This window comes from Streptomyces boninensis, from assembly GCF_048572725.1.
Classification (GTDB): domain Bacteria; phylum Actinomycetota; class Actinomycetes; order Streptomycetales; family Streptomycetaceae; genus Streptomyces; species Streptomyces boninensis.
Map to the genome: position 1 here is coordinate 2,847,404 of NZ_CP183837.1, position 23,670 is coordinate 2,871,073.

Annotated in this window: 22 protein-coding genes and 2 tRNA genes; 11 read left to right on the plus strand and 13 right to left on the minus strand. The window is 72.9% G+C overall.

Annotated elements, in window-relative coordinates:
* Window positions 1-3: 3 nt before the first annotated feature.
* Complete coding sequence (locus tag ACNNMR_RS12865; RefSeq protein WP_419994718.1) at window positions 4-1,074, minus strand: LacI family DNA-binding transcriptional regulator; 1,071 nt, start codon at window positions 1,072-1,074, stop codon at window positions 4-6.
* A gap of 180 nt (window positions 1,075-1,254) precedes the next feature.
* Here ACNNMR_RS12865 and ACNNMR_RS12870 point away from each other — a divergent pair, with 180 nt between their 5' ends.
* Window positions 1,255-2,340 carry an SGNH/GDSL hydrolase family protein gene (locus tag ACNNMR_RS12870; protein WP_419994719.1) on the plus strand — a complete coding sequence of 362 codons (1,086 nt, stop codon included), beginning with the start codon at window positions 1,255-1,257 and terminating at the stop codon, window positions 2,338-2,340.
* Here ACNNMR_RS12870 and ACNNMR_RS12875 read toward each other — a convergent pair.
* Genes ACNNMR_RS12875 through ACNNMR_RS12885 form a run of 3 tightly spaced genes read right to left on the minus strand, consistent with a single transcriptional unit; the run spans window position 2,258 to window position 4,950 of the window.
* A complete protein-coding gene (locus ACNNMR_RS12875) occupies window positions 2,258-3,133 on the minus strand; it encodes a universal stress protein (RefSeq protein WP_419994720.1) in 876 nt (291 codons plus the stop codon). The genes ACNNMR_RS12870 and ACNNMR_RS12875 overlap by 83 nt on opposite strands.
* A gap of 57 nt (window positions 3,134-3,190) precedes the next feature.
* Entirely contained in the window at window positions 3,191-4,231 is a 1,041-nt protein-coding gene (locus ACNNMR_RS12880; protein ID WP_419994721.1) for an NAD(P)-dependent alcohol dehydrogenase, read from the minus strand.
* Window positions 4,228-4,950, minus strand: coding sequence for a TetR/AcrR family transcriptional regulator (locus tag ACNNMR_RS12885; RefSeq protein ID WP_419994722.1), 723 nt, complete (start codon window positions 4,948-4,950; stop codon window positions 4,228-4,230). The genes ACNNMR_RS12880 and ACNNMR_RS12885 overlap by 4 nt, the downstream gene beginning before the upstream one ends.
* 93 nt (window positions 4,951-5,043) lie before the next feature.
* Between ACNNMR_RS12885 and ACNNMR_RS12890 the strand changes: the two genes are divergently transcribed.
* Window positions 5,044-6,069, plus strand: a complete 1,026-nt coding sequence (locus tag ACNNMR_RS12890; protein WP_419994723.1) for a calcium/sodium antiporter — start codon at window positions 5,044-5,046, stop codon at window positions 6,067-6,069.
* A gap of 98 nt (window positions 6,070-6,167) precedes the next feature.
* Window positions 6,168-6,362: a hypothetical protein gene (locus tag ACNNMR_RS12895; RefSeq protein WP_419994724.1), complete on the plus strand. Its 195-nt coding sequence runs from the start codon at window positions 6,168-6,170 to the stop codon at window positions 6,360-6,362.
* Between the two features lie 307 nt (window positions 6,363-6,669).
* Here the strand turns inward: ACNNMR_RS12895 and ACNNMR_RS12900 are convergent.
* Window positions 6,670-6,743 (minus strand) — tRNA-Ile (locus ACNNMR_RS12900).
* 268 nt (window positions 6,744-7,011) lie between these two features.
* A tRNA-Asn gene (locus tag ACNNMR_RS12905) sits at window positions 7,012-7,084 on the minus strand.
* 161 nt (window positions 7,085-7,245) lie between these two features.
* Between ACNNMR_RS12905 and ACNNMR_RS12910 the strand changes: the two genes are divergently transcribed.
* Both ACNNMR_RS12910 and ACNNMR_RS12915 read left to right on the plus strand, forming a co-directional pair.
* Window positions 7,246-7,569 (plus strand): YtxH domain-containing protein, encoded by a 324-nt coding sequence (locus ACNNMR_RS12910; protein ID WP_419994725.1) that lies wholly within the window; start codon window positions 7,246-7,248, stop codon window positions 7,567-7,569.
* A 63-nt stretch (window positions 7,570-7,632) separates the two neighbouring features.
* On the plus strand, window positions 7,633-9,087 hold the full coding sequence (locus tag ACNNMR_RS12915) for a xylulokinase (RefSeq protein ID WP_419994726.1): 1,455 nt from the start codon (window positions 7,633-7,635) through the stop codon (window positions 9,085-9,087).
* Window positions 9,088-9,222: 135 nt separating this feature from the next.
* Here ACNNMR_RS12915 and ACNNMR_RS12920 read toward each other — a convergent pair whose 3' ends face one another.
* The 3 genes from ACNNMR_RS12920 to ACNNMR_RS12930 all read right to left on the minus strand — a co-directional run bounded on the left by ACNNMR_RS12920 (window position 9,223) and on the right by ACNNMR_RS12930 (window position 13,043).
* Window positions 9,223-10,527, minus strand: a complete 1,305-nt coding sequence (locus ACNNMR_RS12920) for an RNA polymerase sigma factor (RefSeq protein WP_419994727.1) — start codon at window positions 10,525-10,527, stop codon at window positions 9,223-9,225.
* A gap of 143 nt (window positions 10,528-10,670) precedes the next feature.
* Window positions 10,671-12,569, minus strand: coding sequence for a DNA primase (dnaG, locus tag ACNNMR_RS12925; protein WP_419994728.1), 1,899 nt, complete (start codon window positions 12,567-12,569; stop codon window positions 10,671-10,673).
* Window positions 12,570-12,578: 9 nt separating this feature from the next.
* Window positions 12,579-13,043 carry a GNAT family N-acetyltransferase gene (locus ACNNMR_RS12930; RefSeq protein WP_419994729.1) on the minus strand — a complete coding sequence of 155 codons (465 nt, stop codon included), beginning with the start codon at window positions 13,041-13,043 and terminating at the stop codon, window positions 12,579-12,581.
* Between the two features lie 142 nt (window positions 13,044-13,185).
* On the opposite strand from ACNNMR_RS12930, the gene ACNNMR_RS12935 reads away from it, so the two are divergent.
* Entirely contained in the window at window positions 13,186-14,445 is a 1,260-nt protein-coding gene (locus ACNNMR_RS12935; protein WP_419994730.1) for a deoxyguanosinetriphosphate triphosphohydrolase, read from the plus strand.
* Window positions 14,446-14,457: 12 nt separating this feature from the next.
* Here the strand turns inward: ACNNMR_RS12935 and ACNNMR_RS12940 are convergent, their stop codons facing one another.
* Window positions 14,458-15,450 carry an ArsR/SmtB family transcription factor gene (locus tag ACNNMR_RS12940; protein WP_419994731.1) on the minus strand — a complete coding sequence of 331 codons (993 nt, stop codon included), beginning with the start codon at window positions 15,448-15,450 and terminating at the stop codon, window positions 14,458-14,460.
* A 290-nt stretch (window positions 15,451-15,740) separates the two neighbouring features.
* Here ACNNMR_RS12940 and ACNNMR_RS12945 point away from each other — a divergent pair, with 290 nt between their 5' ends.
* A complete protein-coding gene (locus tag ACNNMR_RS12945; protein ID WP_419994732.1) occupies window positions 15,741-16,994 on the plus strand; it encodes an NAD(P)/FAD-dependent oxidoreductase in 1,254 nt (417 codons plus the stop codon).
* Here the strand turns inward: ACNNMR_RS12945 and ACNNMR_RS12950 are convergent.
* Complete coding sequence (locus ACNNMR_RS12950) at window positions 16,991-17,878, minus strand: sirohydrochlorin chelatase (protein WP_419994733.1); 888 nt, start codon at window positions 17,876-17,878, stop codon at window positions 16,991-16,993. The genes ACNNMR_RS12945 and ACNNMR_RS12950 overlap by 4 nt on opposite strands.
* Window positions 17,879-18,039: 161 nt before the next feature.
* On the opposite strand from ACNNMR_RS12950, the gene ACNNMR_RS12955 reads away from it, so the two are divergent.
* Complete coding sequence (locus tag ACNNMR_RS12955; protein WP_419994734.1) at window positions 18,040-20,151, plus strand: molybdopterin oxidoreductase family protein; 2,112 nt, start codon at window positions 18,040-18,042, stop codon at window positions 20,149-20,151.
* On the opposite strand, the gene cutA is transcribed toward ACNNMR_RS12955, so the two are convergent.
* Both cutA and ACNNMR_RS12965 read right to left on the minus strand, forming a co-directional pair.
* A complete protein-coding gene (cutA, locus tag ACNNMR_RS12960; protein WP_419994735.1) occupies window positions 20,112-20,447 on the minus strand; it encodes a divalent-cation tolerance protein CutA in 336 nt (111 codons plus the stop codon). The two genes, ACNNMR_RS12955 and cutA, sit on opposite strands and share 40 nt — an antisense overlap.
* Before the next feature lie 26 nt (window positions 20,448-20,473).
* On the minus strand, window positions 20,474-21,253 hold the full coding sequence (locus ACNNMR_RS12965; protein ID WP_419994736.1) for a sulfite exporter TauE/SafE family protein: 780 nt from the start codon (window positions 21,251-21,253) through the stop codon (window positions 20,474-20,476).
* Between the two features lie 176 nt (window positions 21,254-21,429).
* On the opposite strand from ACNNMR_RS12965, the gene ACNNMR_RS12970 reads away from it, so the two are divergent.
* From ACNNMR_RS12970 to ACNNMR_RS12980, 3 genes are read left to right on the plus strand one after another with little or no spacing between them, the layout of a single operon-like run.
* A complete protein-coding gene (locus ACNNMR_RS12970; protein WP_419994737.1) occupies window positions 21,430-22,680 on the plus strand; it encodes an ATP-binding protein in 1,251 nt (416 codons plus the stop codon).
* A complete protein-coding gene (locus ACNNMR_RS12975; RefSeq protein WP_419994738.1) occupies window positions 22,680-23,246 on the plus strand; it encodes a roadblock/LC7 domain-containing protein in 567 nt (188 codons plus the stop codon). Before ACNNMR_RS12970 ends, ACNNMR_RS12975 begins: the two co-directional genes overlap by 1 nt.
* The gene (locus tag ACNNMR_RS12980) at window positions 23,243-23,635 is read left to right on the plus strand and encodes a DUF742 domain-containing protein (protein ID WP_419994739.1); all 393 of its coding nucleotides are present in this window, start codon (window positions 23,243-23,245) and stop codon (window positions 23,633-23,635) included. Before ACNNMR_RS12975 ends, ACNNMR_RS12980 begins: the two co-directional genes overlap by 4 nt.
* Window positions 23,636-23,670: the final 35 nt, after the last annotated feature.

Below are 23,670 nucleotides of genomic sequence, written 5' to 3' on the forward strand. Positions count from 1 at the left end.
GGGTCATGACGGGCGGCCCGCATGCGAACTCGGCTCTGCGACGGTCTCGCCGGCGATCGGCCGGCAGCCGAGGAGCAGATGGCGCGGCCGGCCCTCCTCGTCGTCCAGCAGCTCCAGCAGCAGCCGGACCGCCTCACGGGCCATCTGCTCCCGCGGCGGCGTGTACCGGGTCCAGTCGCGTGTGCTCTCGCTCAGCGGCGGATCGCCGAGGAGGACCACCGAGAAGTCCTCGGGGATCCGGATGCCCGCCTCGTCGGCCGCGCGTTCGACGGCCGCGATCGCGGCATCGTCCTCGCTCGGCTCGACCAGCACCGCGGTGATCCCGTCGGCCAGCCACTCCCGGAGCAATGCGCCGGTGACGGGGTCCGGTTCGCCCATGGGGTGGACGAGGACCTGGTCCTCGCCGATCCCGGCGTCGGCTATCCCCTGCCGGAAGCCCGCCGCACGGTCGCGGGTCGGCTCCTGGTCATCAGCCAGCTTCAGGTACGCCAGCCGCCGGTGCCCGCGGCCCGCCAGGGTCCGCACAACGTCCCGGGTGGCCCCGACGTTGTCCGGGGCGACGTAGGACAGCTCCTCGCCGGGGACCTCACGGCGACCGATGAAGACGAACGGGAAGTCCTCGCGGACGAGTTCCGCCAGCTCGGCGCGGTCAATGTGGCGGCCGAGGAGAACACAGCCGTCGGCGACCTTGAGCCGGTTGGCGCCGCCGGCGTAGATGCTGCGGTCGCCGCGCGCGGTGGCCGAGCTGAACAGCAGCAGGTCGTAGCCGCGCTCGGCGGTCGCCTCCTCCACACCGAGCAGGAACGGGAAGTAGAAGTCCCGCCGGTCGACCGGAAAGACCGGCTCGAACGTATACAGGCCGAGCATCCGGTTCCGCCCGCCCTTGAGGCTGCGAGCTGCGGCGTTGACCGTATAGCCGAGCTCGGCGGCGGCCTCCAGCACGGCCCGGCGGGTCTCGTCCGCGACCTGGAAACTCGCCGGTCCGCCGCTCACCACGAGCGACACGGTCGCCTGCGAAATGCCGAGCCGACGGGCGATGTCCACCTGCGTGGGGCGCCGTCGCTGTGCAGCCATCCCGGATCCTTAATACGTATGAAGTGCAAGATGGCGAGGACGCTACGGATGCGTCTCCGAAACAGTCAAGGGGTCGGCACCGAGAAAAAGTTGGGCGTTGACAACCCGGGATGCGGCGGCCACGATCGACGTCGCCGCGCCCCGGTGCTCCGCTGCCACCAGCCCTGATAGAGAAGGATCATGGAAGCACCGAATCAGCAGGAGCAGCCCCGGGAGCTCCACGGCGACGACCCCGCGCTGCTGTGGGCCGGCACCGTCGAGGTCGAGCACACCCCTGACTTCTCCCGCCCGTGGCGGCTGCCGCACAGCCGGATTTCGCTCTTCCCCGGCGACGTGCTGCGGCGGCGCGCGTCCATGGCGGCGGGGGTACGGATCGTGTTCGGCACGGACAGCACACATCTCGCCGGCCGGTTCATCCGGGTCGGCACGGACGAGCTCTCCCCCGTAGACCTGCTCGTGGACGGCGAGCCGGTCCGCACCCGGCAGGTGGCGGCCGACGGCGCCTTCCGCTTCGACCTCCCGGCCGGCGACAAGACCCTCGAGCTATGGCTGCCGCAGTTCGGCGAGCTGCGCCTGGGCGGCCTTACGGTCGATGCCGGCGCCCGGATCTGGCGGGCCGAACCGGCGGGCCGGCCGGCGCTGGTCGCGTACGGCAGCTCGATCACCCACGGCCGGCAGGCGGCCTCCCCCACCCGCACCTGGCCGGCGCTGACGGCCCGGACCCTCGGATACGACCTGACCTGCCTCGGCTACGCGGGCGAATGCCACCTCGACCCCATGATCGCCCGGGTCATCCGCGACCGGCCCGCCGACCTCGTCCTGACCTGCCTCGGCATCAACGTCCACAGCCGGGGCACGTACACCGAGCGCTCCTTCCTCCCGGCCGTACTGGGCTTCCTCAGCACCATCCGCGACGGCCACCCCGGCGTGCCGCTCGCCGTGATCTCCCCGATCGTCTCCCCGGCGAAAGAGGACACCAAGGGCCGTGGCGGCATGACCCTGAACCAGATCCGTAGTGCGGTCGGCGAGGCCGTGACCCTCCTGGGCAAGCACGGCGACACCGACCTCCACCTCATCGACGGCCCGGCTCTGCTCGGCCATCCGGACGCCGGCTTGCTGGGTGACGGGGTCCATCCCGGCCCGGAAGGGCACGAGTTGATGGCGGACAGGCTGATTCTTCAGCTCAAGGATTACGCACGATCACGATCGGGCAATCCGCATGCTGCATCAACGCCTGGCTGGTCGAGCCCAGCAGCAGGCCCTTGAAGCCGCCCCGCCCGCGCGCGCCCACGACCAGCAGTTGCGCCTCGCGGCTCGCCTCGATCAACGCCTCGCGGGTGCCCGACTCCACCGTCCGCAGCTCCACCTCGACGTCCGGGTAGCGGTCCTGGTGGCCGGCCACCGCCTCCGCCAGCAGGCGCTCCTCGGCCTGCGGCAGGTCGCCGGGGCGGCCCGCGTACGGCAGGGCGGGGTCCTGCGGCGGGGGCAGGGTGGCGTTCCACGGCGTCCAGGCGTGTACGGCGATCAGGCGGGTCCCGCGCAGGGACGCCTCGTTGAAGGCGAAGGCGACCGCGGGCTCGGCGGCCGGGGAGCCGTCGGTGCCCAGGACGACCGGGCCCTGCGGCTCGGCGCGGCCGCGTACCACCAGGACCGGGCACTCGGCGTGCGCGGCGAGGTGGATGGCGGTGGAGCCCACCAACAGGCCGGTAAAGGCGCCGAGTCCGCGGCTGCCGACGACTACCAGGGCGGCCGAGCGCGATTCGGCAACCAGGACCGGCGAGGCGTCACCGGTGACGACGGCGCCCTCGACCGGCACCTCGGGGCCGACGCCGCGGGCATGCTCCACGGCCGCGGCGACGATCCGCTCCCCCTCGGCGCTCAGGCCGCCGTCGACCGGGCCGATCGGCGACGCGCCGAGCGGGACACCCATCAGCGGCCAGATGAAGGCGTGGATCACGCGCACGCCGCAGCCGCGCAGCTGCGCCTCGCGTACCGCGGTCGCCACGGCCTGCAGGCTGGAATCGGTGCCGTCGACGCCGACCAGAATCGGTGCACTCATCGGGCTCTCCTGGTTTCGAAGGTCATCATTGACATGCGGCAGACATCCCCGGCCGGGTCACCCGTTGGGCAGGATGACGGCGCGGCCGGTGATCTTCCCGGCGTGCAGCCGCTCGTACGCCTCGGGCGCCTCGTCCAGGCTGAAGGTCTCGGTGTGCACGGACACCGCCCCGGCCCTGGCCAGGTCGAGCACCTCGATGAGCTCGCCCCGGCTGCCCCAGTACGGCGCGGTGACGGACACCTCGAACGGCAGCCCGCCGAAGCCCACCGGCAGCTCACCGCCGCCGATGCCGACGATGGTCACGTCGCCCTCGACGCCCGCGGCGGCGCCGGCGGTGGCCACGGTCGGCGGGGCGCCGACGAAGTCGAACACGGCCTGGGCGCCGCGCCCGCCGGTCAGTTCGCGCACCTTGTCCGCGGCGCCCGCGTCGGAGATGACGGTCTCGTGCGCGCCGACCTCGCGGGCCAGCGCCAGCTTCTCCTCGGTCACGTCCAGCGCGATCACCCGCGCCGCGGTCATCGCCCGCAGCAGCTGGATGGCGACATGCCCGAGACCGCCGGTGCCGATCACGACGGCGGTGGAGCCGGGCAGCAGCTTCGGCAGCGAGCGCTTGATCGCGTGGTACGGGGTGAGCCCGGCGTCGGTCAGCGGCACGGCGGCGACGGGGTCGAGGCCGTCGAGCGGCACCAGGTGCCGCGAGTCGTCCACCAGCAGGTACTCGGCGATCGCTCCCGGAGCGCCGAGCCCGGGCGGGCGGATGCCGAGCTCGTCGGCGCGCAGGCAGTAGTTCTCCTTGCCGGCGGCGCAGTTGGCGCAGGTGCCGCAGCCCCACGGCCCGTATACGGCGACGGCGTCGCCCTCGCTCAGCCCGGTCACGCCCGCGCCCAGCGCGGCGACGGTGCCGACGCCCTCGTGGCCGAGGGTGAGCGGCAGCTCGTACGGGAAGCTCTCGGCGGGCCAGCTCATCACGGCGATGTCGGAGTGGCACACGCCCGCGGCGGTGACCTTCAACAGGACCTGTCCGGGCCCGGGTTCGGGATCGGGCACGGTGACGACCTCGGGTGCGGCGCCAATCGTCCGGTACTGCAGTGCCTTCATGACACGACTCCTTGCTGTGATGCTGACCCGGCCGCGGATGAGCCGCCGGGGATCATGGCCACCTCGTCGCCGGGATCGCCGGCCGCGAGGTCGATGATGGCGTCGTACGACCGCTCCACGATGGCGAGCAGATCGGTGTCCGCGTTCCCGGGATGCGCCCAGGTGCGCAGCGCGGCGACGAGCACGCCTGCGGCGGCCCCGACCGCCACGCCGGGGCGCAGGTCGCGGACCGGCTCGACGCCGAGCCGGGCGGCGATGATGCGTACGGACTCGTCCTGGGCCTCGATGCGGACGCTTTCGTACGCGGCGAGCAGCGCGGGCTCGCGCTCCATCAGCGCGAACAGCCGCCGCTGCTGCTCCCGCCCGTGCCAGGCGGCCTGCTCGCCCTGCTGCTGGCCGGCGAGCCAGGCGCACACCGACCGCCGGTAGGCGAGCAGCGGCGGCTCGGCGGCGGGGCGGGCGCGCAGGCGGTCGTTGATCCGGGCGCCGTCGAGCCGTACGAATTCCAGGGCGGCGACCTCCTTGCCGGCGAAATGCCGGCTGAAGGTGCGGCGGGCGACATCGGCACGATCGGCAATGGCCTCGACGGTCACGCCGGCGAGCCCGCGCTCGAGAATCAACTCGACCGCGGCCTCCGCCAGCGCCTCGCGCGTCTGCCGCACTTTGCGCTGCCGCCGCCCCTCCGGGGGGTCGTCTGCGGCGAGTGCATTTGCCTCCATGCATCCCAGCATATAACTCTTACGACCTAAAGGGACATAAGTCGCACTGAGCCACATGGGACGCAGGGGACACATGGGTGACGCAGGGAACACATGGGTACGGCCATGAATTCGACGCTGTCGCTGCTCTTAGGCCTCGCCGCCCTGATCGCGGGCGCCGAGCTGGTCGTACGCGGCGGATCCGCCCTCGCGGCCAGATTCAACATCAGCCCACTCGTCATCGGCATGACCATCGTCTCCCTGGGCACCAGCCTCCCCGAACTGGCCATCGGCCTCAGCGCCGCCCGCCAGGGCAACGGCGGCCTGGCGGTGGGAAACATCGTCGGGACCAACGTCGTCAACATCCTGCTGATCCTGGGCCTGAGCGCACTCATCCGACCGGTGGAATTCGAGCGCCGCACGCTGCGTCTTGACCTGCCGGCGATGACGGGGGCGGCGCTGGTGCTCTTCGCGGTGGCGCGCGATGGGACGCTCGATACGGGGGATGCGTGGTGGCTGTGCGCGTACGGGGCGGGCTATCTGGTGCTGATGGCGGCGGTGGCGCGGCGGGAGTCGCGGAGCAGTGGGGTGGCGGCGGGCGGGGGCGCGGGCGCCGGCAGGAACACGGGCACAGGCACAGACACCGGCAGGGACACGGGCTCCGGCTCTGGCTCCAGCACCGGCGTCCTCCGCCCAACTCTCCTGCTCCTCACCGGCCTCGCCGTAGTGGTCATCGGCTCCGAACTCCTCGTCGACGGCGCCGTTTCCATCGCCCGCGACCTGGGCGCATCCGACGCCCTGATCGGCCTGACGATCGTGGCCGTAGGCACCTCGGCCCCGGAACTCGTCACCACCGTCGTCTCCACCATCCGCGGCGACCGCTCCCTGGCCCTGGGAAACCTCCTGGGCTCCAGCGTCTTCAACATCGCCCTGATCCTCGGCCCGACCGTACTGGCCGCCCCCGGGCCGGTACCGGTCCCGGACGAGGTCCTGACCCTCGACCTACTCGTCATGCTGGCCGCCGCCCTACTCTGCGTACCCGCCTTCCTGACCCACCGCCGCCTGGGCCGCATCGAAGGCGCAGCCTTCGTCACGACCTACCTGGCATACATGACTTTCCTGCTCGCCACCCGCCTCTGACAGTGCTCGCCGTCCCACTTGATGCCGCACCGTGCCGCCCCACGGGCGCCCAGCGACGTCACATCACATCCGGGAAGAGGTCGGCGAACATGTCCGTCATGGCGTCGAACTCATCGAGGCTGCGCGCCGAACGCCGGAACTCCGCGCGCTGCGGCACGCATGACCCGACGGCTCCGTCGTCGACCTCATGCCCCCAGGCACAAGGCATGTACAAGGGCGGCTTCGCCGAGGTGCTCGACGCCCCCAAGCCCGGCCACATCGGCACGCTCATCGTCCGCGCCATCGCGCCCTGACGACGGGACCGACTCGCGGGCGCCATACGGCCCCCCTGCCAGGCGCCCGGGAGGTGGGGCTCCCGTTCGGGACGGCGCCTGGCAGGACCCCGACTGTGGCAGTGCGCCTACCCTCGAGCCCCACACGCAACCCGAGCGAGTACAGGCCGCGGGCGGCGAGTCTTTTGAGCGACGAATGCATGATCGCCTGCCGTTCGGGCCCGCAGCGGGCCGGCTAGCGATCTCTGCGGCGAGTGTGGCGCCGGAGCGGATGCCCGATCGATCAGGAAACTCCTGGTCGAAACGTTCCTTCCTCAGGGGCGCAGAGTGGGGCGGGTGGGACTCGAACCCACGGCCGACGGATTATGAGTCCGTTGCTCTAACCGGCTGAGCTACCGCCCCGGAACGGCGTGCCGCGTACACATGTGCGCGCCGTCTGCCGCAGCATAGCTGCTCATACGATCTGTCGCCCGAGGTCCCCCCACGCTTGGCAGCGGGACTCCGGCCGAGCGGCATGCCGGTGTGCACGTAAGGCAAGGACGGCTGGGCGTGGTGATCGGTTCCCGGGGCGGGTGGGATGCGTGGGGTGGGACACCGCCGATGGTGTGATCTTGGTCGGCATACCCCGTAACGACGAAGGGGCCCTCTGTCGAAGGCCCCTTCCTTAGCGCTCCCCGGACTGGACTCGAACCAGTAACCTGCCGGTTAACAGCCGGCTGCTCTGCCGATTGAGCTACCGAGGAATGCTCCACGCGGACCTGCCCCCGGTCTCCCGGAGGCGCTCTCGCGCTGCTCGGAATACATTAGCGCATGGCAGGCGGTGCTCTGAAATCGGTTTGGGGTACCCGCTCCTGACCGACCGCCCGAGGGCCTCCAGCACGGCCAGCACAGAAGGAGAAGAGCCATGCCGAACGGGATGCTGCCGACGCACCGGATCACGTTCGTCGCCGGCCTGGCCGCGGGGTACGTACTCGGCGCCCGGGCCGGCCGGGAGCGCTACGAGGAGATCAAGAAGGCCGCCCGCGACTTCATGCAGAACCCGGCCGTACGGAACGCGGCCGAGTCCGCGGCGGTGAGTGGCCGTGGTGCCGCCACCAAGGCCTTCCACGCCGTTGGTGAGCAGGTCACCGACCTGATTCCGGACTCTGTTGCCGCCCGTGCGAACGGGCTCAGGCACCGTGGTCGCGGCGGCGATGACGGGGACGACTGGGGTCCCAGCAATACCTGACGTAACAGCCGGGCCCACCTGGCCCGGTCCGGTCCCGTCCGGCCATGAGGCAAAATCTCTGGCATGGGGATAGTCGCCGGTCTCGACAGCTCGTCCGATTCCACCCGCATCGTCGTCTGTGACGCGGATACGGGTGAGGTGCTCAGGCACGGGTACGCGCCGCACCCGGTGCCGGAGGGCGCCGATCCGCGCTACGAGATCGATCCGCAGGCCTGGCTGCTCTCGCTCGGGCAGGCCGCGGACGGCGGGCTGCTGGAGGGTGTGCAGGCCATCGGGGTCTCCGCGCAGCAGGACGCGCTGCTTCCCGTCGATGCCATGGGGTCTCTCGTACGGCCCGCCATGCTCGGCAATGACAAGCGCGGGCAGGGGGCCGCCGCCGAGCTGGCCGACGCGCTCGGTGGGCGTACGGAATGGGCGCAGGCGATCGGCAATGTGCCGGATGCCCGGCTGCCCGTCGCCAAGCTGCGGCGGCTGCAGCGTGAGGAGCCGGACAGCGCCAAGCGGACCGCGCAGCTGATGCTGCCGCAGGACTGGCTGGTCTGGCAGCTGCTGGGGTCGCCCGCGCGCCGGACGACGGATCGGGGCGGGGCCTCCGGCACCGGCTACTGGTCGCCGCTCACCGGACAGTGGCGGGCCGATCTCGCCGAGCTGGCGCTCGGGCATGAGCCGGGGCTGCCGGAGGTGCTCGGGCCGGCCGAGATCGCGGGGCGTACGCCGGAGGGGCTGGCGATATCCGCCGGGACCGGGGAGACGATGGCTGCCGCCTTCGGGCTGGGGGTGGGGGTGGGTGACGCCGTCATCTCGCTCGGGGCCTCGGCCGCGACCTTTGCCGTGCATCATGAGGCGCTGCCGGATCCGAGCGGGACGATTACGTCGTTGGCCGATGCGACCGGCATGCATCTGCCGGTGGTGCACACGCTGAATGCCGTGCGCGTGCTGCGGGGGGCCGCGGAGCTGCTCGGGCGGGATCCGAAGGATCTGGAGGGGCTGAGCGCGCTGGCGCTGCAGTCGACGCCCGGCTCGCACGGGCTGGTCTTTCTGCCGTATCTCGAGGGTGAGCGGACGCCGCAGCTGCCGCATGCCGCGGGGTCGCTGCATGGGCTGCGGCGCGAGGCGATGAAGCCCGAGCACATGGCTCGGGCTTCCTTCGAGGGGATGCTGTGCGGGCTGGCGGATGGGCTCGCGCTGCTGCGCGGGCGGGGGGTCGATATTCGGCGGGTGTTCCTGCTGGGGCCTGCCGCGGAGCTGCCTGCGGTGCAGGCGTTGGCGCCTGCGCTGCTCGGGGCGCAGGTCGTGGTGCCGGAGCCGGCTGACTACGCGGCGCTTGGCGCGGCGCGGCAGGCGGCGTGGGCGCTGGGCGTGAACGAGGGCACGCTGTCGCCGGAGGCGCCGCCGGCCTGGGCGCCGCGGGGGCAGCAGGTCTTCGCCGCCGGTGAGGAGGACGCTGCGGTGGGGCAGGCGGTGCGGCAGCAGTACGGGGCCGTCAGGGACGGCGTGCATCCGGGGGCGATGGGCTGAGGCGCTCGCCTTCTGGGGCGCGCCGGCTCGGTCTCGGTGCGGGCTGGGTGGGGCGGCTGCGCGAAACGTCCCGGGCCAGCCCGTCCCGCCTTGCGGGACGCCCTCCCCCGGAGTTACGGCAGCGCGCCCCTCGCGTCAGTCCAGGTAGCCCCGCAGCTGGTCGGCGAAGGCGTGGTCCCTCAGCTTGTTCAGGGTCTTCGACTCGATCTGGCGGATGCGTTCCCTTGTTACGCCGAAGATGCGGCCGATCTCCTCCAGGGTGCGGGGGCGGCCGTCGGCGAGACCATAGCGGAGTTGGACCACCTTGCGTTCGCGTTCGCCCAGCGTCGACAGGACCGCTTCCAGGTGTTCCCTCAGGAGCAGGAAGGCCGCCGACTCGACCGGGGAAGCCGCGTCGCCGTCCTCGATCAGGTCGCCCAGCGCGACATCGTCCTCCTCGCCGACCGGGGCGTGCAGCGACACCGGCTCCTGGGCGAGGCGCAGGACCTCGCTGACCCGTTCCTCCGGGAGGTCCAGGTGGCGGGCCACCTCCTCCGGAGTGGGCTCGTAGCCGCGCTCCTGGAGCATGCGGCGCTGGACGCGGACTACGCGGTTTATCAGTTCGACGACGTGGACCGGGACCCGGATCGTGCGGGCCTGGTCGGCCAGGGCGCGGGACATCGCCTGGCGGATCCACCAGGTGGCGTACGTCGAGAACTTGTAGCCGCGGGCGTAGTCGAACTTCTCCACCGCCCTGATCAGGCCGAGGTTGCCCTCCTGGACCAGGTCGAGCATCGTCAGGCCGCGGCCGACATAGCGCTTGGCCACCGAGACGACGAGGCGCAGGTTCGCCTCGATGAGGCGGCGCTTGGCCATCCGGCCCAGCACCACTAACCGGTCGAGGTCGAGGGCGAGCCTGGTGTCGAGCTGCGTGGACCGGGTGAGCTTCTCCTCGGCGAACAGGCCCGCCTCCACCCGCCGCGCCAGCTCGACCTCCTCGGCCGCGCTGAGCAGCGGAATCCGGCCGATCTCGCGGAGGTACTGGCGGAAGAGATCCGAGGACGGACCGCCGGTATCCGCCTTGGTGCGCGCCGGGGCTTCCGGCGCGGGCGCCTCCTCCGTGAGCGCGGACGGCGGCGGCTCGGGCGGCTCCTCCGCGGCGGGAGGCGCGTCGGGGGTGGTCGTCTCGGGGTGGTGGGTGATCCGGGTCTGCGGTGGCACCGTGGTGCCTGGCTCGTGCGGCGCCGCCGTCGGTGGGGGTGCGGGGGTGTCGAGAGTGGTCGAGAGGGTCTGGGTCTGCACGGGGGCGACCTCCAGAGTGATCACTGCCGGTTCGAGGGCGTGCGACAACGGAACGGTTGCGGCAGCCGCGCCACACTCCGTCCCTTGCGTCGTGAGCGCATCCCCGGCGAGGCCGGACCCGTTAAGTCCACCGCCGCCGCGCTCCGAAGACTCAGGCACCGGGACCAGTGTGGAGTACGACACACGCCCCGCACGAGGGGCGTGCGGGCACTATTTGTGCCCGCTTCGTGACTGGGTGGTTACGGAGGCGGGAAGTTCGGGGCGTACGCGGGGGCCGGCCAAGGACGGCGACCGAGCGCGCGTCAGAGGGCCGCGGCGCCGCGTTCGCGCAGCGCCTGGCGGTATTGCTGCAGCACCCACAACTCGTTCTGGACCGCCGCCTGTTGGTCCTGTGGCGCCTGGGGGCCGAGGCGGTGCAGGCTGCCGCGGACCTCGTCGATGCGGCGGTCGGCGGCGGCGAGGCGGACCTTGACCAACTGCTCGCCCGCGTACATCTCGTCGGGGTCCCGGCGGGTGCGCAGCGGCTCGACGGCGAGCTCGGTGATGAGCGAGCGGACGACGTCGTCGGGGGCACAGTCGCGGGCGCGGATGAGGTACGTGTCGTCGGCGAGCGCCGCGCCGCCCGCGGCCTCTATGGCCAGCTTCACGGCGGCGTACGGCGGGGCGGTGAACTCGTCGGTGCCGTACGCGTCGAAGGCGGGCGAGACCAGGGCGGGGAACTGCAGGGCCAGCTTGAGGAGTTCACGCTCGGCGTGGTGGGCCGGGTTGCGCAGGTTGATCGCCGGGCCGCGGGGGGCCGGCGGGGCCGAAGCGGGCGCGGCGGCCTGCGGGCCGCCGGGCCGGCCCGGGCCCGTACGCTGCCGGCCGCCGTCGCGCGCCCAGCGGGCGAGCTGGCCCACGCGCCGTACGACAAAGCGCTCGTCGAGGATGCCGAGCATGCCGGCGAGCTGGACGGCGTATTCATGCTGGATGGCGCCGTCCTTGATCCGGGCGACGACCGGCGCGGCCTCCTCCAGGGCGGCGGAACGGCCCTCCGCGGTATCGAGGTTGTGCTGCGCGACGAAGGAGCGGATGGCGAACTCGAAGAGCGGGGAGCGGTCCTCGACCAGCTGGTGCACGGCGTCGTCGCCCTTGGCGAGGCGCAGCTCGCAGGGGTCCATGCCGCCGGGGGTGATCGCGATGGACGTGCGGGCCGCGAACTTCTGATCGTCCTCGAAGGCGCGCAGGGCGGCCTTCTGCCCGGCGGCGTCGCCGTCGAAGGTGAAGACGACCTCGGAGCGGGAATTGTCGGTCAGGACCCGGCGGAGGATCTTGACGTGTTCGCCGCCGAAGGCGGTGCCGCAGGTGGCGATGGCGGTGGTGACGCCGGAGAGGTGGCAGGCCATCACGTCCGTATAGCCCTCGACGACCACGGCGCGGCCCTGCTTGGAGATCTCGCGCTTGGCGAGGTCGATGCCGTAGAGGACCTGGGACTTGCGGTAGAGGGGGGTTTCGGGGGTGTTGAGGTACTTCGGGCCATTGTCGTCGTCGCGGAGCTTGCGGGCGCCGAAGCCGACGACCTCGCCCGTAATGTCGCGGATGGGCCACATCAGGCGGCCGCGGAAGCGGTCGATGGGGCCGCGGCGGCCGTCCTGGCTGATGCCGGAGAGGATCAGCTCCTTGTCGGAGAAGCCCTTGCCGCGCAGGAAGCGGGTGAGGTGGTCCCAGCCGGCCGGGCTGTAGCCGACGCCGAAGTGCTCGGCGGCGGACTGGTCGAAGCCGCGCTCGGCGAGGAAGCGGCGGCCGATCTCGGCCTCGGCGGACTGCAGCTGGTCGACGTAGAACTGGGCGGCGTGGCGATGCGCCTCGATGAGGCGGGTGCGCTCGCCCTGCTGGCGGCCCGGGTTGTAGCCGCCCTCCTCGTACCGGAGGGTGATGCCGGCCTGGCGGGCGAGGCGCTCGATCGTTTCGGAGAAGGAGAGGTGCTCGACCTTCATCACGAAGTCGACCGTGTCGCCGCCCTCCTGGCAGCCGAAGCAGTGGAAGAAGCCCTTGGCCGGGCTGACGTTGAAGCTCGGGGACTTTTCGTCGTGGAAGGGGCACAAGCCCTTCAGATTGCCGCCGCCGGCGGGCCGGAGCTGCAGGTATTCGGACACGACGGAGTCGATCGGCACGGCGCTGCGCACCGCCCGCACGTCCTCGTCGTTGATCCTTCCGGCCACGAGGAGATTCTACGGCCGCGCGGGGACAGACCCGAGCTTGCGGACCATCACGTAATGCGGGCCGACGGTCTCGATGTGGAACTCGGCGCCGCGGATCTCCCAGCCCTGGGCCTCGTAGAAGCCGCGGGCCTCGGTGCGGGCGTTGCACCAGGCGAGGTCCGCGCCGCGGGCGGCGGCCTCGGCGAGGCCGGCGTCGAGGACGGCGATGCCGTAGCCCTGGCCGCGGACGGCGGGGTCGCTCGCCATGCCGCGGAGGCGGTGGGCCGGAGTGCCCTCCTCCCCCGGGAGCGGCTCGGGCGTGAAGGAGGCGCAGCCTCGGACGATGCCGTCGGGGTCGTAGGCGGCCACGTGGTACGCGCCCGGGGCGTCGTCCTCGGGAAAGACCGCGCTCTCCCTGGGAAAGCCCGGCCGGAGTACGTCCCAGCGGAGCTGGAGGATCTCGGCGGCGGGGACCAGGGCGGTGCGGATGTGCATGACGCCGAGGCTACCCGCGGGCCTATCGCGCCTGCGGCGCGGTATCCGCGCTCCGCGCAGATGTCCTCAAACGCCGGACAGGCCATGGATCGCGCCGGAGCCGCAGGATTCCGCCGCGACGGGCGCAGGCTACGGTTCACTCATGACCAGCGCCTATCCGGACCGGGACCTCACGCGGTACGCCCCCGAGCCCGACAAGCGGCCCGGGCGCACCGCGTTCCAGCGCGACCGCGCTCGGGTGCTGCACTCCGCCGCGCTCCGGCGGCTCGCCGGGAAGACGCAGGTGGTCACCCCGGGCACCCGGTCCCAGGCGTGGGACGCCACCCCCCGTACGCGCCTGACCCACTCCCTCGAATGCGCCCAGGTCGGCCGCGAGCTCGGCGCGGCGCTCGGCTGCGACCCCGACCTCGTCGAGACCGCGTGCCTGGCGCACGATCTCGGCCATCCGCCCTTCGGGCACAACGGGGAGGAGGCGCTCGCCGAGGTCGCCGGGCCCTGCGGCGGCTTCGAGGGGAACGCGCAGTCGCTGCGGCTGCTGACCCGGCTGGAGCCGAAGCGGTTCAGCGAGGACGGGCAGCCCGTCGGACTCAATCTCACCCGGGCGGCGCTGGATGCCGCGACCAAATATCCGTGGCCGCGCGGCGGGCATCCCGAGGACCCGGCCTCCCCGAAGTTCGGGGTGTACACCGACGACCTGCCGGTCTTCCACTGGGCGCGCGAGGACGCGGCTCCGTACCGGCGCTGCTTCGAGGCGCAGGTCATGGACTGGTCCGACGACGTGGCGTACTCCGTCCACGACGTGGAGGACGGGCTGCACGCCGGGCACCTCGACCCGAATGTGCTGCTGGCCGAGCCCGAGCGGCGCGAGATCTTCACCGTCGCCGCCGGGCGCTACGCCCCGGGCGCCGACGAGGCCGAGCTCGCCGCTGCCCTCGACCGCCTCCTCGACGCCGACTGGTGGCCGCACGGCTACGACGGCACCGCGCGGGCCCAGGCCCGGCTGAAGGACGCGACCAGCCAGCTCATCGGCCGCTTCTGCCTCGCCGCGGAGGGCGCCACCCGGGCGGCGTACGGGACCGGGCCGCTGACCCGGTACGCGGCCGAGCTGATCGTCCCGGACGAGCAGCGCCTCGAGTGCGCGGTGCTGAAGGCCGTCGCCGACCGGTACGTCATGCAGCGCCCCGACCAGGAGCGGCTGCGGGCCGAGCAGCGGATCGTGCTCACCGAGCTGGCGGAGGCGCTGCTGGCGCGGGCGCCGGAGGGGCTCGACCCGCAGTTTTGGACGCTCTTCGACACGGCGGCCGACGACGCGGGGCGGATGCGGGCCGTGATCGACCAGATCGCGGCGCTGACGGACGCGGGAGCGCGGAGCCTGCACGGGCGCCTGGTCCCGGCCGGCTGAGAGACCGACCGCTCAGCCCCGCCCCTCCAACAGCGCGTCCCCCAGCGACGTACGCACATGCAGCACCTGATGCCCGTCCCGCCGCGACGCCACCAGCCCCGCCTCCCGCAGCACCGCCGCATGCCGGCTCGCACTCGCCGGGGCCAGCCGCAGCGCCGTGGAGATCCCCGTGGTCGACATGGGCTGCGCCAGCACCTCGAGCACCTCGGCCCGGGTCGCCCCGATCAGCCGCCGCACCGAACGGCAGGAGCCGTCGCCGCGGTCCTCCGCCAGCCAGCCGGGGGCCGGGCCCGCCGGATAGACCAGCACCTGGTCCAGGGAGGTGTCGGCGAGGGCGACCGGGCGGCGTACGCAGAAGAAGGAGGCCTGCAGCGTCAGCGGCCGCTCTTTCAGGTCGAGGTCGCGGTCGACGGGATACGCGCACTCCAGCCGGTCGCCCTCACGCCAGGTCACCTCCGGCTCGTAGCTCTCCAGCAGCCCCTCCGCGCCGCACGCCAGCACCCGGCAGCCGCGCTCCGCCCGGTCCGCGGCCAGCGACGAGCGGACCGCGTCCTGGTACGGGGCGACCGCCACCTCGTAATAGCGGCGCAGCACCGCGCCGAGCCGGCCGAGCGTCTCGGCGTCGCCCTCGGCCAGGCGACGCGCGTAGCCCGGCGGCTGGTGGACGCGGGCGGCCATCATGGACAGCTCGGCGAACAGCCGGGGTCTGGGCGTGGACAGCACCGCGTCGATGCCGGTCTCCAGGTCGCGGGAGCCGCCGGCGGGGGTGAGGAAGTCCGGGAAGTAGCCGGCGTTGGGGCACAGCCGCATCAGCGCGCCCACCGCGTCCGCGAGCCCTTCCTGCGCCACCGCGCGCCGCACCTGATGGCGCCAGGGGTCGAAGGCCAGGGCGGCGTCGCGGGTCTGCAGAAGGTGCAGGCTGAGGGCGAGTTCCCACATCGGGTCGGGCTCCGCCGCGATACGGAGCCGGCTCAAGTCGGCCGTACTGAAGTCGATTCGCAGCATCTTGTCCCCCTGGGGAAGCAGTATGCCCATCAGCGGACATGACAACAGCGGAGCCGCGCACTCCCTTTCCGTTCTGGCCGAATGTCCGGTCATGCGCCTTGCGCGGCGCGCATCATGAGAGCTTGCGGTGGCAGCGCGTGTCTGGGGGAAGCCCGCTGCCACCGCTAGGCGCGACGGCTGCTCCAAAGGGGTGCCTGGCGTATCCGCCCTCTTCCGCCATCACGCTCCGTGCGGGACGCTCGCCTTGCGGCAGACTTGGGTCTGACGCACGGGAAGCTAGGAGGGGCGAAGTGGTCGACGCACACCAGACGTTCGTCATCGTCGGAGGAGGACTGGCCGGGGCCAAAGCAGCCGAGACGCTACGGTCGGAGGGTTTCACCGGCCGCGTCATCCTCATCGGCGACGAGCGCGACCACCCGTATGAACGGCCCCCGCTCTCCAAGGGCCTGCTGCTCGGCAAGGAGGAGCGGGACAGCGTCTTCGTGCACGAGCCGGCCTGGTACGCCCAGGCGGACATCGAGCTGCACCTCGGCCAGACGGTCACCGAACTCGACCGCGCCGCGCAGGCGGTCACCCTCGGCGACGGCACCCGCATCCACTACGACAAACTCCTGCTGGCCACCGGCGCCGAGCCCCGCCGCCTCGACATTCCGGGTACGGGCCTGGCCGGCGTCCACCACCTGCGCCGCCTCGCCCACGCCGAGCTGCTGCGCGGCGTGCTGACGTCGCTGGGCCGCGACAACGGCCAGCTGGTGATCGCCGGGGCCGGCTGGATCGGCCTGGAGGTCGCGGCCGCCGCCCGTACGTACGGCGCCGAGGTGACGGTCGTCGAGCCCGAGCCGACCCCGCTGCACACCGTCCTCGGCCCCGAGCTGGGCGCGGTCTTCGCCGACCTGCACCGCGAGCACGGCGTCGTCTTCCACTTCGGCGCCCGGCTCACCGAGATCACCGGCCAGGACGGCATGGTCCTCGCCGCCCTCACCGACGACGGCGAGGAGCACCCGGCCCACGACGTCCTCGCCGCGATCGGCGCCGCCCCGCGGACGGCCCTCGCGGAGGCGGCCGGTCTGGAGGTGCTGCCGCGCGGCGGCGGCATCGTGGTGGACGCGGCGCTGCGCACCTCGGACCCGCTGATCTGCGCGGTGGGCGACAACGCGGCCGTCGACCACCCGCTGTTCGGGGAGCTCCGGGTGGAGCACTGGGCGAACGCCCTGAACGGCGGCCCCGCGGCGGCCAAGTCGATGCTGGGGCAGGAGGTCGTGTACGACCGGGTGCCGTACTTCTTCTCGGACCAGTACGACGTGGGCATGGAGTACTCGGGCTACGCGCCGCCGGGTTCGTACGACCAGGTGGTGTGCCGCGGCGACGTGGGCCGCCGCGAGTTCATCGCCTTCTGGCTGAGCGAAGGCCGGCTGCTGGCCGGCATGAACGTCAACGTGTGGGACGTGACGGACCCGATCCAGGCCCTGATCCGCTCGGGCGCCAGGGTGGACCCGGAGGCCCTGTCGAACCCGGAGGTACCGCTGGAGTCACTGACCGCCTAGCTAATCGCCCGCGAGGCCACCGCCGCGTGATAGCGCGCCAGCACCAGGCGCGCCAGTGCCGGATGTGCGGCCAGGGGCTCGGCTGCGAGGCCGGGGGCCTCCGCCCTGATGCGGTCCGCGAAGAGGCCGGGGGCGGCGAAGCAGGAGGCCACCGCGATCCGCCGGGCCCCTGTCGCGCGCAGGCGGCGGAGCGTGTCCGCCATGCGCGGGCCGTCCCCGGAGGCGTACGCCGGGGCCACCGGCACGCCGCCCAGGCGCTCGCTGAGCAGGTCCGCGGTGCGGCGGATGTCGACGGCGGAGGCGCGCGCCCGCGAGCCGGCGGCGGCGAGCACGACGGCGTCGCGAGCGCCCGCGCGCTCCGAGCCCGCGTGCCCGGCGCCCGCGCCCGCGCGCGCTCGCGACCCCGCCCGCCAGCCCGCCTCCACAAGCCGCCCGTGCAGCGCCTCCGCCAGCAGCGGATGCGGGCCGAGCGGCGCCGCCACCGTGCCCCGTACCCGCGGCCCGGCCGCCGCCAGCGCCGCGGGCAGGTCGTGCCGTACGTGATAGCCCCGGCTGAACAGCAGCGGCACCAGCACCACCTCCCCGCTGAGCGCGGCGAGGGTGTCCGCGAGCAGCGGCTCGCTCAGCTCGATGTGCCCGAGCCGCACATCGAGCCCGGGGCTCAGCGCCCGTACCGCCGCGACCAGCTCGCGCACCGCCCCGGCCGCGGCCGGATGCCGGCTGCCGTGGGCTACGGCGACAAGGGTGGGCGGCCGCCCGGTGCCGTCGGCGCCGCGTTCCTGAAGCGGCGGGCTCATCGCCCGCAGCTGGGCGGTCAGCTGTGTCGTGATGTTCCCTATGAGCTGCCCGGCGCTGTCCAGCGGAACCGTCGTGGATGGCGTCATGGAGAGAGCCTCGCTGCCGCTGATTGCCACCCCGTTGCGCCGCGTTTACGAATGGTTGTGCGCGGCTCACACCCGCCCCCGGCGCCCGCTGAGGACGCCGACGCCCCCGCGTAATGGCGCCGGGGCCCGGTCCGTAACACGCGAGCCGCAGGCTGAAGAGCATGAGCGAGGCGACCGACACCCACTGTCCGTACTGCTCCCTCCAGTGCGGGATGCGGCTCAAGCAGGCGGCGTCCGGCCTGGAGGTGCTGGAGCGCAGCGCGTTCCCCGTGAACCGCGGGGCGCTGTGCGGCAAGGGCCAGAGCGCGCCCGCGGTGCTCGACGCGGCGGTCCGCCTCACCGAGCCGCTGATCCGCGACGGGGAGACCGGCGAGCTGGTCCCCGCCGGCTGGGACGAGGCGCTGGACCGGATCGCGGCCGGGATCGAGGCCGCCCAGCGGGCCACAGGCCCCGACGCCGTAGGCGTCTTCGGCGGCGGCGGGCTGACGAACGAGAAGGCGTACAGCCTCGGCAAATTCGCCCGTATCGTCCTCGGCACCTCGCAGATCGACTACAACGGCCGCTTCTGCATGTCCTCGGCCGCCGCCGCGGGCAGCCGCGCCTTCGGCATCGACCGCGGGCTGCCCTTCCCGATGGCCGACATCGCCCGCACCGGCTGCGTGATCCTCGTCGGCTCGAACCCGGCCGAGACGATGCCGCCCGCACTGCGCTACTTCACCGAGCTCCGCGAACGCGGCGGCAAGCTGATCGTGATCGACCCGCGCCGCACCCGCACCGCCGAGCTCGCCGACCTGCACCTCGCCCCCCGCCCCGGTACGGACCTGGCCCTCGCGCTCGGGATGCTGCACCTGGCGGTGGCGGAGGGCCGTACGGACGAGGACTTCATCGCGGCCCGTACCACCGGCTGGGAGGAGGCCAGGTCGGCGGCGATGGCGCACTGGCCGGAGCACGTGGAGCGGGTGACCGGGGTGCCGGTGCCGCAGCTGCGCGCGGCGACCCGGCTCTTCTGCGACGCCGAGCCCGGCGCGATGGTGCTGACCGCGCGCGGCCCCGAGCAGCAGGCGAAGGGCGTCGACACGGTCTCCGCCTGGATCAACCTCTGCCTCGCGACGGGCCGAGCGGGCCGCCCGCTGTCCGGGTACGGCTGCCTGACCGGGCAGGGGAACGGGCAGGGCGGCCGCGAGCACGGCCAGAAGGCGGATCAGCTGCCCGGCTACCGGATGCTGACCGACCCGGCGGCGCGGGCGCATGTGGCGTCGGTGTGGGGCGTGGACCCCGACTCTCTCCCCGGGCCCGGGCGCAGCGCGTACGAACTCCTCGACGCGCTCGGCGGGGACGTGAAGGCGCTGCTGCTGATGGGCTCGAACCCGGTCGTCTCGGCCCCGCGCGCGGCACATGTCGAGGCGCGGCTGAAGTCGCTGGACTTCCTGGCGGTCGCGGACGTCGTGCTGAGCGAGACGGCGGCGCTGGCGGATGTGGTGCTGCCGGTGACGCAGTGGGCCGAGGAGACGGGCACGATGACGAACCTGGAGGGGCGGGTGCTGCTCCGCCGCCGGGCGGTGGATCCGCCGGCGGGGGTGCGGAGCGACCTGGCGGTGCTGCGGGGGCTGGCGGAGCGTCTTGCGCCTGCGCTGACGGCCGGCTTCCCGCTGGAAGCCGAGGAGATCTTCGCGGAGCTCCGCCGCGCCTCGGCGGGCGGCAAGGCGGACTACTCCGGGATCTCGTACGAGCGGATCGAGGCCGAGGACGGCGTCTTCTGGCCGTGTCCGGAGGGCGGTTCGCCGACACCGCGGATGTTCCTCGACCGCTTCGCCACGCCCGACGGGCGGGCGGTTTTCACGCCGGTCTCGCACCGGCCCGCGGCGGAGGAAACCGATCCGGATTACCCCGTGTTGCTCACGACAGGCCGGGTACTCGCGCAGTATCAGTCCGGCGCACAGACCCGCCGGACCGCCGAACTCAACGAGGCCTCACCCGGCCCCTACGTCCAGCTCCACCCCGAGCTCGCCGCCCGCGTAGGGGCCGCCGAGGGCGACCCGGTCGCGGTTCTCTCCCGACGCGGCCGGGCCGTCGCCCCGGCTCGTATTACGGCGGGGATTCGGCCGGATACGGTCTTCATGCCCTTTCACTGGGGCGGGGAGGGGCGCGCGAACAGCCTCACCAATCCCGCTCTTGATCCGGTGTCCCGGATGCCGGAGTTCAAGGTGTGTGCGGTTCGGGTGGAGTTGGCTACTCAGCCGACCTCCGCCTCCACCCATGCCAGGTACTCGTAGCTCCCCCGCGCCACCGCCACCGCGATGATCTCCGGTACGTCATAGGTGTGCGCCCCGCGGAGATACGTCTCCAGCGATTCGTAGCGCGCCTCCGTTGTCTTGAACAGCACTTGCCACTCGGTGGCGGTCTCCACCGCGCCCTCCCAGCGGTAGACGCTCGTCACCGGTGCGCTGATCTGTGCGCAGGCGGCCACCTTGGCCGCGATCGCGCCACGGGCGAGCTCCTCGGCTGCCGCTGCGCTGTCCGTCGTGGTCAGGACGGTCAGTACGGTCTGTGGTCCCGTGCCACCGGCCACGTTGCGCCTCCTCGGCTCAGCCCGGCTCAGCCGAGCCACTGGTCGTAGGCAAGCTTGCACACCAACGTAACCACGACCACGACCAGCACCGCCCGTACGAAACCGGCTCCCTTCTTGAGCGCCATCCGGGCGCCCAGGATGCCGCCGGCGAGGTTGAAGACGGCCAGCACGGCGGCGAGGGACCACAGCACCGTGCCCTGGATCGAGAACATCACCAGGGCGCCGAAGTTGGTGCAGGTGTTGACGATCTTCGTCGTCGCCGAGGCCGTGACCATGTCCAGATGCAGGATGGCGGTCAGCGCGATGACCAGGAAGGTGCCGGTCCCCGGTCCGATCAGGCCGTCGTAGAAGCCGATCCCCAGGCCCGCCACCCCGATCGCCGCCAGCACCCGGGCCCGGGTCGCGGGGCCGCCCGCCGGGACCGTACCGAAGGCCGGGCGGAGCATGACGAAGGCGAGCACGCCCAGCAGCACCAGCATGATCACCGGGCGCAGCACATCGCTGTCGATCCCCGCCGCCAGCAGCGCGCCGCCCGAGGAACCGGCGAGCGCCGCGATCCCGATACGGAGCGCCAGCCGGACGTCAATGACCGTCTTACGGGCGAACGTCACCGCCGCGGCCGAGGTGCCCACGATGGCCACCGCCTTGTTGGTGCCGAGAAGATAGGCGGGCTGCAGATTCGGATATCCGACCAGCAGCGCGGGGAGAAGCAGCAGGCCACCGCCGCCGACCACGGCGTCGATCCAGCCCGCCGCGGCGGCGGCGATGCAGAGGAGGAGCAGCGTCACCAGGGATATGTCGTGCATGATCACAGGACCCTATGCGGCGGACCGCCGGCGCTCACTGGAGTATCAATGGCTGGACCGAGCCGCTGTGACGGCTTGACTGCACTGCGTCAACTAACGGATGCCGATGGCCAGTTGATCTCCCGATCAGTAACATCGGCGTCGTCCGACAGGCTCGGTCACGTCTGCGAGGGCTCATGACCCGTTCCCCGACCGCCTCCGCCACGGCCTACTGGCTGTGGGCCGCCGCCGCGGCCGCCGTGTCCGCCGCGGCCGTCGCCACCGTGCTCGGGCTGCGCTCGGGCACCGCCGCGGCGTGCGTTGCCGCGGCCACCGTGCCGGTCGCCGCGCTCAGCCTCGCGTGGGCGCTGCGGGAGCGCGAGGAGGTCAGACGGCAGCGCGCGACCGCCGCCGCGCGCACCGCGGAGCTGGAGCGGGCCGCGGCCGCCGCGGACGAACGCGACCAGGCCGCCCGCCGCGAACGCAACCTCCGCGACTCGGTCCAGGCCGCCTTCGAGACGGTGGCCGGAAACGTACATGCGATGGCCACCGTCCAGGGCCGCGTCCTGGACGGCATCGAGCAGCGGGTGAACGATCCCGATCTCCTCAACGAGGTGATGCGCGCCGACCACGCGGCCGCGCAGATGACCCGCAAGGCGCAGACGCTGATGGTGCTGTGCGGGGTGTGGCCCGCCCGCCGGTCCGCGAAGCCGCTCTCCGTCTACGACTGCGTGCGCGGCGCCCAGTCGCGGATCGTGGAGTTCGGGCGGGTGGAGGTGCACGGCGGCCAGGGCGTGTACGTGGCCGCGGGCGCCGCCGAGGGCCTGATGCACACGCTCGCCGAGCTGCTGGAGAACGCGACGGAGTTCTCGCCCGCGACCTCCCCGGTCCTGGTGTCCGTACGGGAAGTGGCCTCCGGCGCGGTCATCGAGGTCGACGACGCCGGTCTCGGCATGGCGCCCGACGCGCTGGAGGAGGCGGGCGCGCGGCTGCGCGACGGCCTGGAGATCACCGACCTGGGCGCGGTCCCCCGCCTCGGCCTCGCCTGCGTCGGCCGCTGGTCCCGCGAACTGGGCTTCACGGTCGAGCTGTCGACGGCCTCGGGCTACGGCGGCACCCGCGCGGTCCTCTTCGTACCCCACCGGCTGCTGACGGCGCCCCCGCCGCCGGCCGCACCCGAACCCGCGGTCACGACCACCGCCGTACCCCCGCAGGCGAGCCCGCCGCCGCCGGAGGACACCCCGCTCCCCCGCCGCCGCAATCGCCGCCGGGCGGCGGGTGCCCCCGCGGAGGAGCCCGCCACCGCCGCCACGGACGACTCCTGGTCCCCGGACGCCGCCCGTAACAGCATCGCCGGCGTGATCGCCGGCACCCGCCGCGGCCGCCTCCTCGCCCAACAGGACGCCGGCCAACAAACTCAACCCCCGCGTAACGAGGGAGACCGCTGATGCCCGCCGCCAGGCTCACCGCACTGCCGGACGTCGGCTGGATGCTCCGCCCCATCACCGGGATCCCCGGCGTCCGGCACGCCGTCGTCGTCTCCGACGACGGCCTGCACCTCGGCCACGCCTCCGCCGCTGGCCTCACCGGCGACATCCCGGAGCTCGGCCGCGGCGAGGCGGAGGCCCTCTCCGCCGCGTGTGCCGCGCTCACGATCACCAGCCGGTCGGCGGTGGCGCTCTTCCTCGGCGAGGAGGCGGGGGTACGGCAGCTGATGGTGGAGTCCGAGCAGGGGTATGTGCTGTTCACCTCCGCCGGGTCCGGCGCCTCGCTCGCGGTGGCGACGGGCGCGGACGCGGATGTGGCGCTGGTGGCGCAGCAGATGCAGATCCTGGTGGTGAAGATCGGCGCGCAGCTGTCCGCCAAGGACCCGGCGGAGCCGATAGCGCCCGCTGATCCGATCGCGCCCGCCGATCCGATAGCGCCCGCTGAGCCGAGAGCCCCGGCGGCTCCCGCGGACCAGCCCGCCGACCCGCCCCCCACTGCGGCCAGACCCCCAGAGCCGGGCTCATGACGTGGGACCCGCACCAGGGGCACCAGGACGGCCCCCGCGAGGCCTCACCCGTCCGCCCGTACGTGATCACTGGAGGCCGCGCCGCCGCCCAGGCGGAACCGCTTCCGCTGGAGGCCCTGGTGGTCGCGACCGGGCTGCCGCTGCCGCCGGAGCTGCAGCCGGAGTACCGCCGCATCGTCGACCGCTGCCGCGGACTGCTGTCGGTGGCCGAGGTGGCGGCGCACCTTGAGCTCTCCCCCGGGGTCGTGCAGGTCCTCCTCGCCGACCTCATCGCAGCAGGCCACATAGAGAACCGCCCGCCCCTGACGACGAGCGAGTCAAGCGCCGCAGGCGACCCGTACCGAGACGTCCTAGGAAAGGTGCTCCATGGGCTCGAGAACCGGATCTGACGCCCCGGTCGCACCGGCCGACCCCGGGCAGTCCG

Coding starts and splice junctions, on each gene's coding strand:
- ACNNMR_RS12890 (WP_419994723.1), top strand. CDS start 5,044: ATGGGTACGGCCATGAATTCGACGCTGTCGCTGCTCTTAGGCCTCGCC.
- ACNNMR_RS12955 (WP_419994734.1), top strand. CDS start 18,040: ATGAGCGAGGCGACCGACACCCACTGTCCGTACTGCTCCCTCCAGTGC.
- ACNNMR_RS12935 (WP_419994730.1), top strand. CDS start 13,186: ATGACCAGCGCCTATCCGGACCGGGACCTCACGCGGTACGCCCCCGAG.
- ACNNMR_RS12980 (WP_419994739.1), top strand. CDS start 23,243: ATGACGTGGGACCCGCACCAGGGGCACCAGGACGGCCCCCGCGAGGCC.
- ACNNMR_RS12875 (WP_419994720.1), bottom strand. CDS start 3,133: ATGAGTGCACCGATTCTGGTCGGCGTCGACGGCACCGATTCCAGCCTG.
- ACNNMR_RS12950 (WP_419994733.1), bottom strand. CDS start 17,878: ATGACGCCATCCACGACGGTTCCGCTGGACAGCGCCGGGCAGCTCATA.
- ACNNMR_RS12865 (WP_419994718.1), bottom strand. CDS start 1,074: ATGGCTGCACAGCGACGGCGCCCCACGCAGGTGGACATCGCCCGTCGG.
- ACNNMR_RS12895 (WP_419994724.1), top strand. CDS start 6,168: ATGGCGTCGAACTCATCGAGGCTGCGCGCCGAACGCCGGAACTCCGCG.
- ACNNMR_RS12885 (WP_419994722.1), bottom strand. CDS start 4,950: ATGGAGGCAAATGCACTCGCCGCAGACGACCCCCCGGAGGGGCGGCGG.
- ACNNMR_RS12915 (WP_419994726.1), top strand. CDS start 7,633: ATGGGGATAGTCGCCGGTCTCGACAGCTCGTCCGATTCCACCCGCATC.
- ACNNMR_RS12970 (WP_419994737.1), top strand. CDS start 21,430: ATGACCCGTTCCCCGACCGCCTCCGCCACGGCCTACTGGCTGTGGGCC.
- ACNNMR_RS12870 (WP_419994719.1), top strand. CDS start 1,255: ATGGAAGCACCGAATCAGCAGGAGCAGCCCCGGGAGCTCCACGGCGAC.
- ACNNMR_RS12975 (WP_419994738.1), top strand. CDS start 22,680: ATGCCCGCCGCCAGGCTCACCGCACTGCCGGACGTCGGCTGGATGCTC.
- ACNNMR_RS12880 (WP_419994721.1), bottom strand. CDS start 4,231: ATGAAGGCACTGCAGTACCGGACGATTGGCGCCGCACCCGAGGTCGTC.
- ACNNMR_RS12940 (WP_419994731.1), bottom strand. CDS start 15,450: ATGCTGCGAATCGACTTCAGTACGGCCGACTTGAGCCGGCTCCGTATC.
- ACNNMR_RS12965 (WP_419994736.1), bottom strand. CDS start 21,253: ATGCACGACATATCCCTGGTGACGCTGCTCCTCCTCTGCATCGCCGCC.
- ACNNMR_RS12930 (WP_419994729.1), bottom strand. CDS start 13,043: ATGCACATCCGCACCGCCCTGGTCCCCGCCGCCGAGATCCTCCAGCTC.
- ACNNMR_RS12910 (WP_419994725.1), top strand. CDS start 7,246: ATGCCGAACGGGATGCTGCCGACGCACCGGATCACGTTCGTCGCCGGC.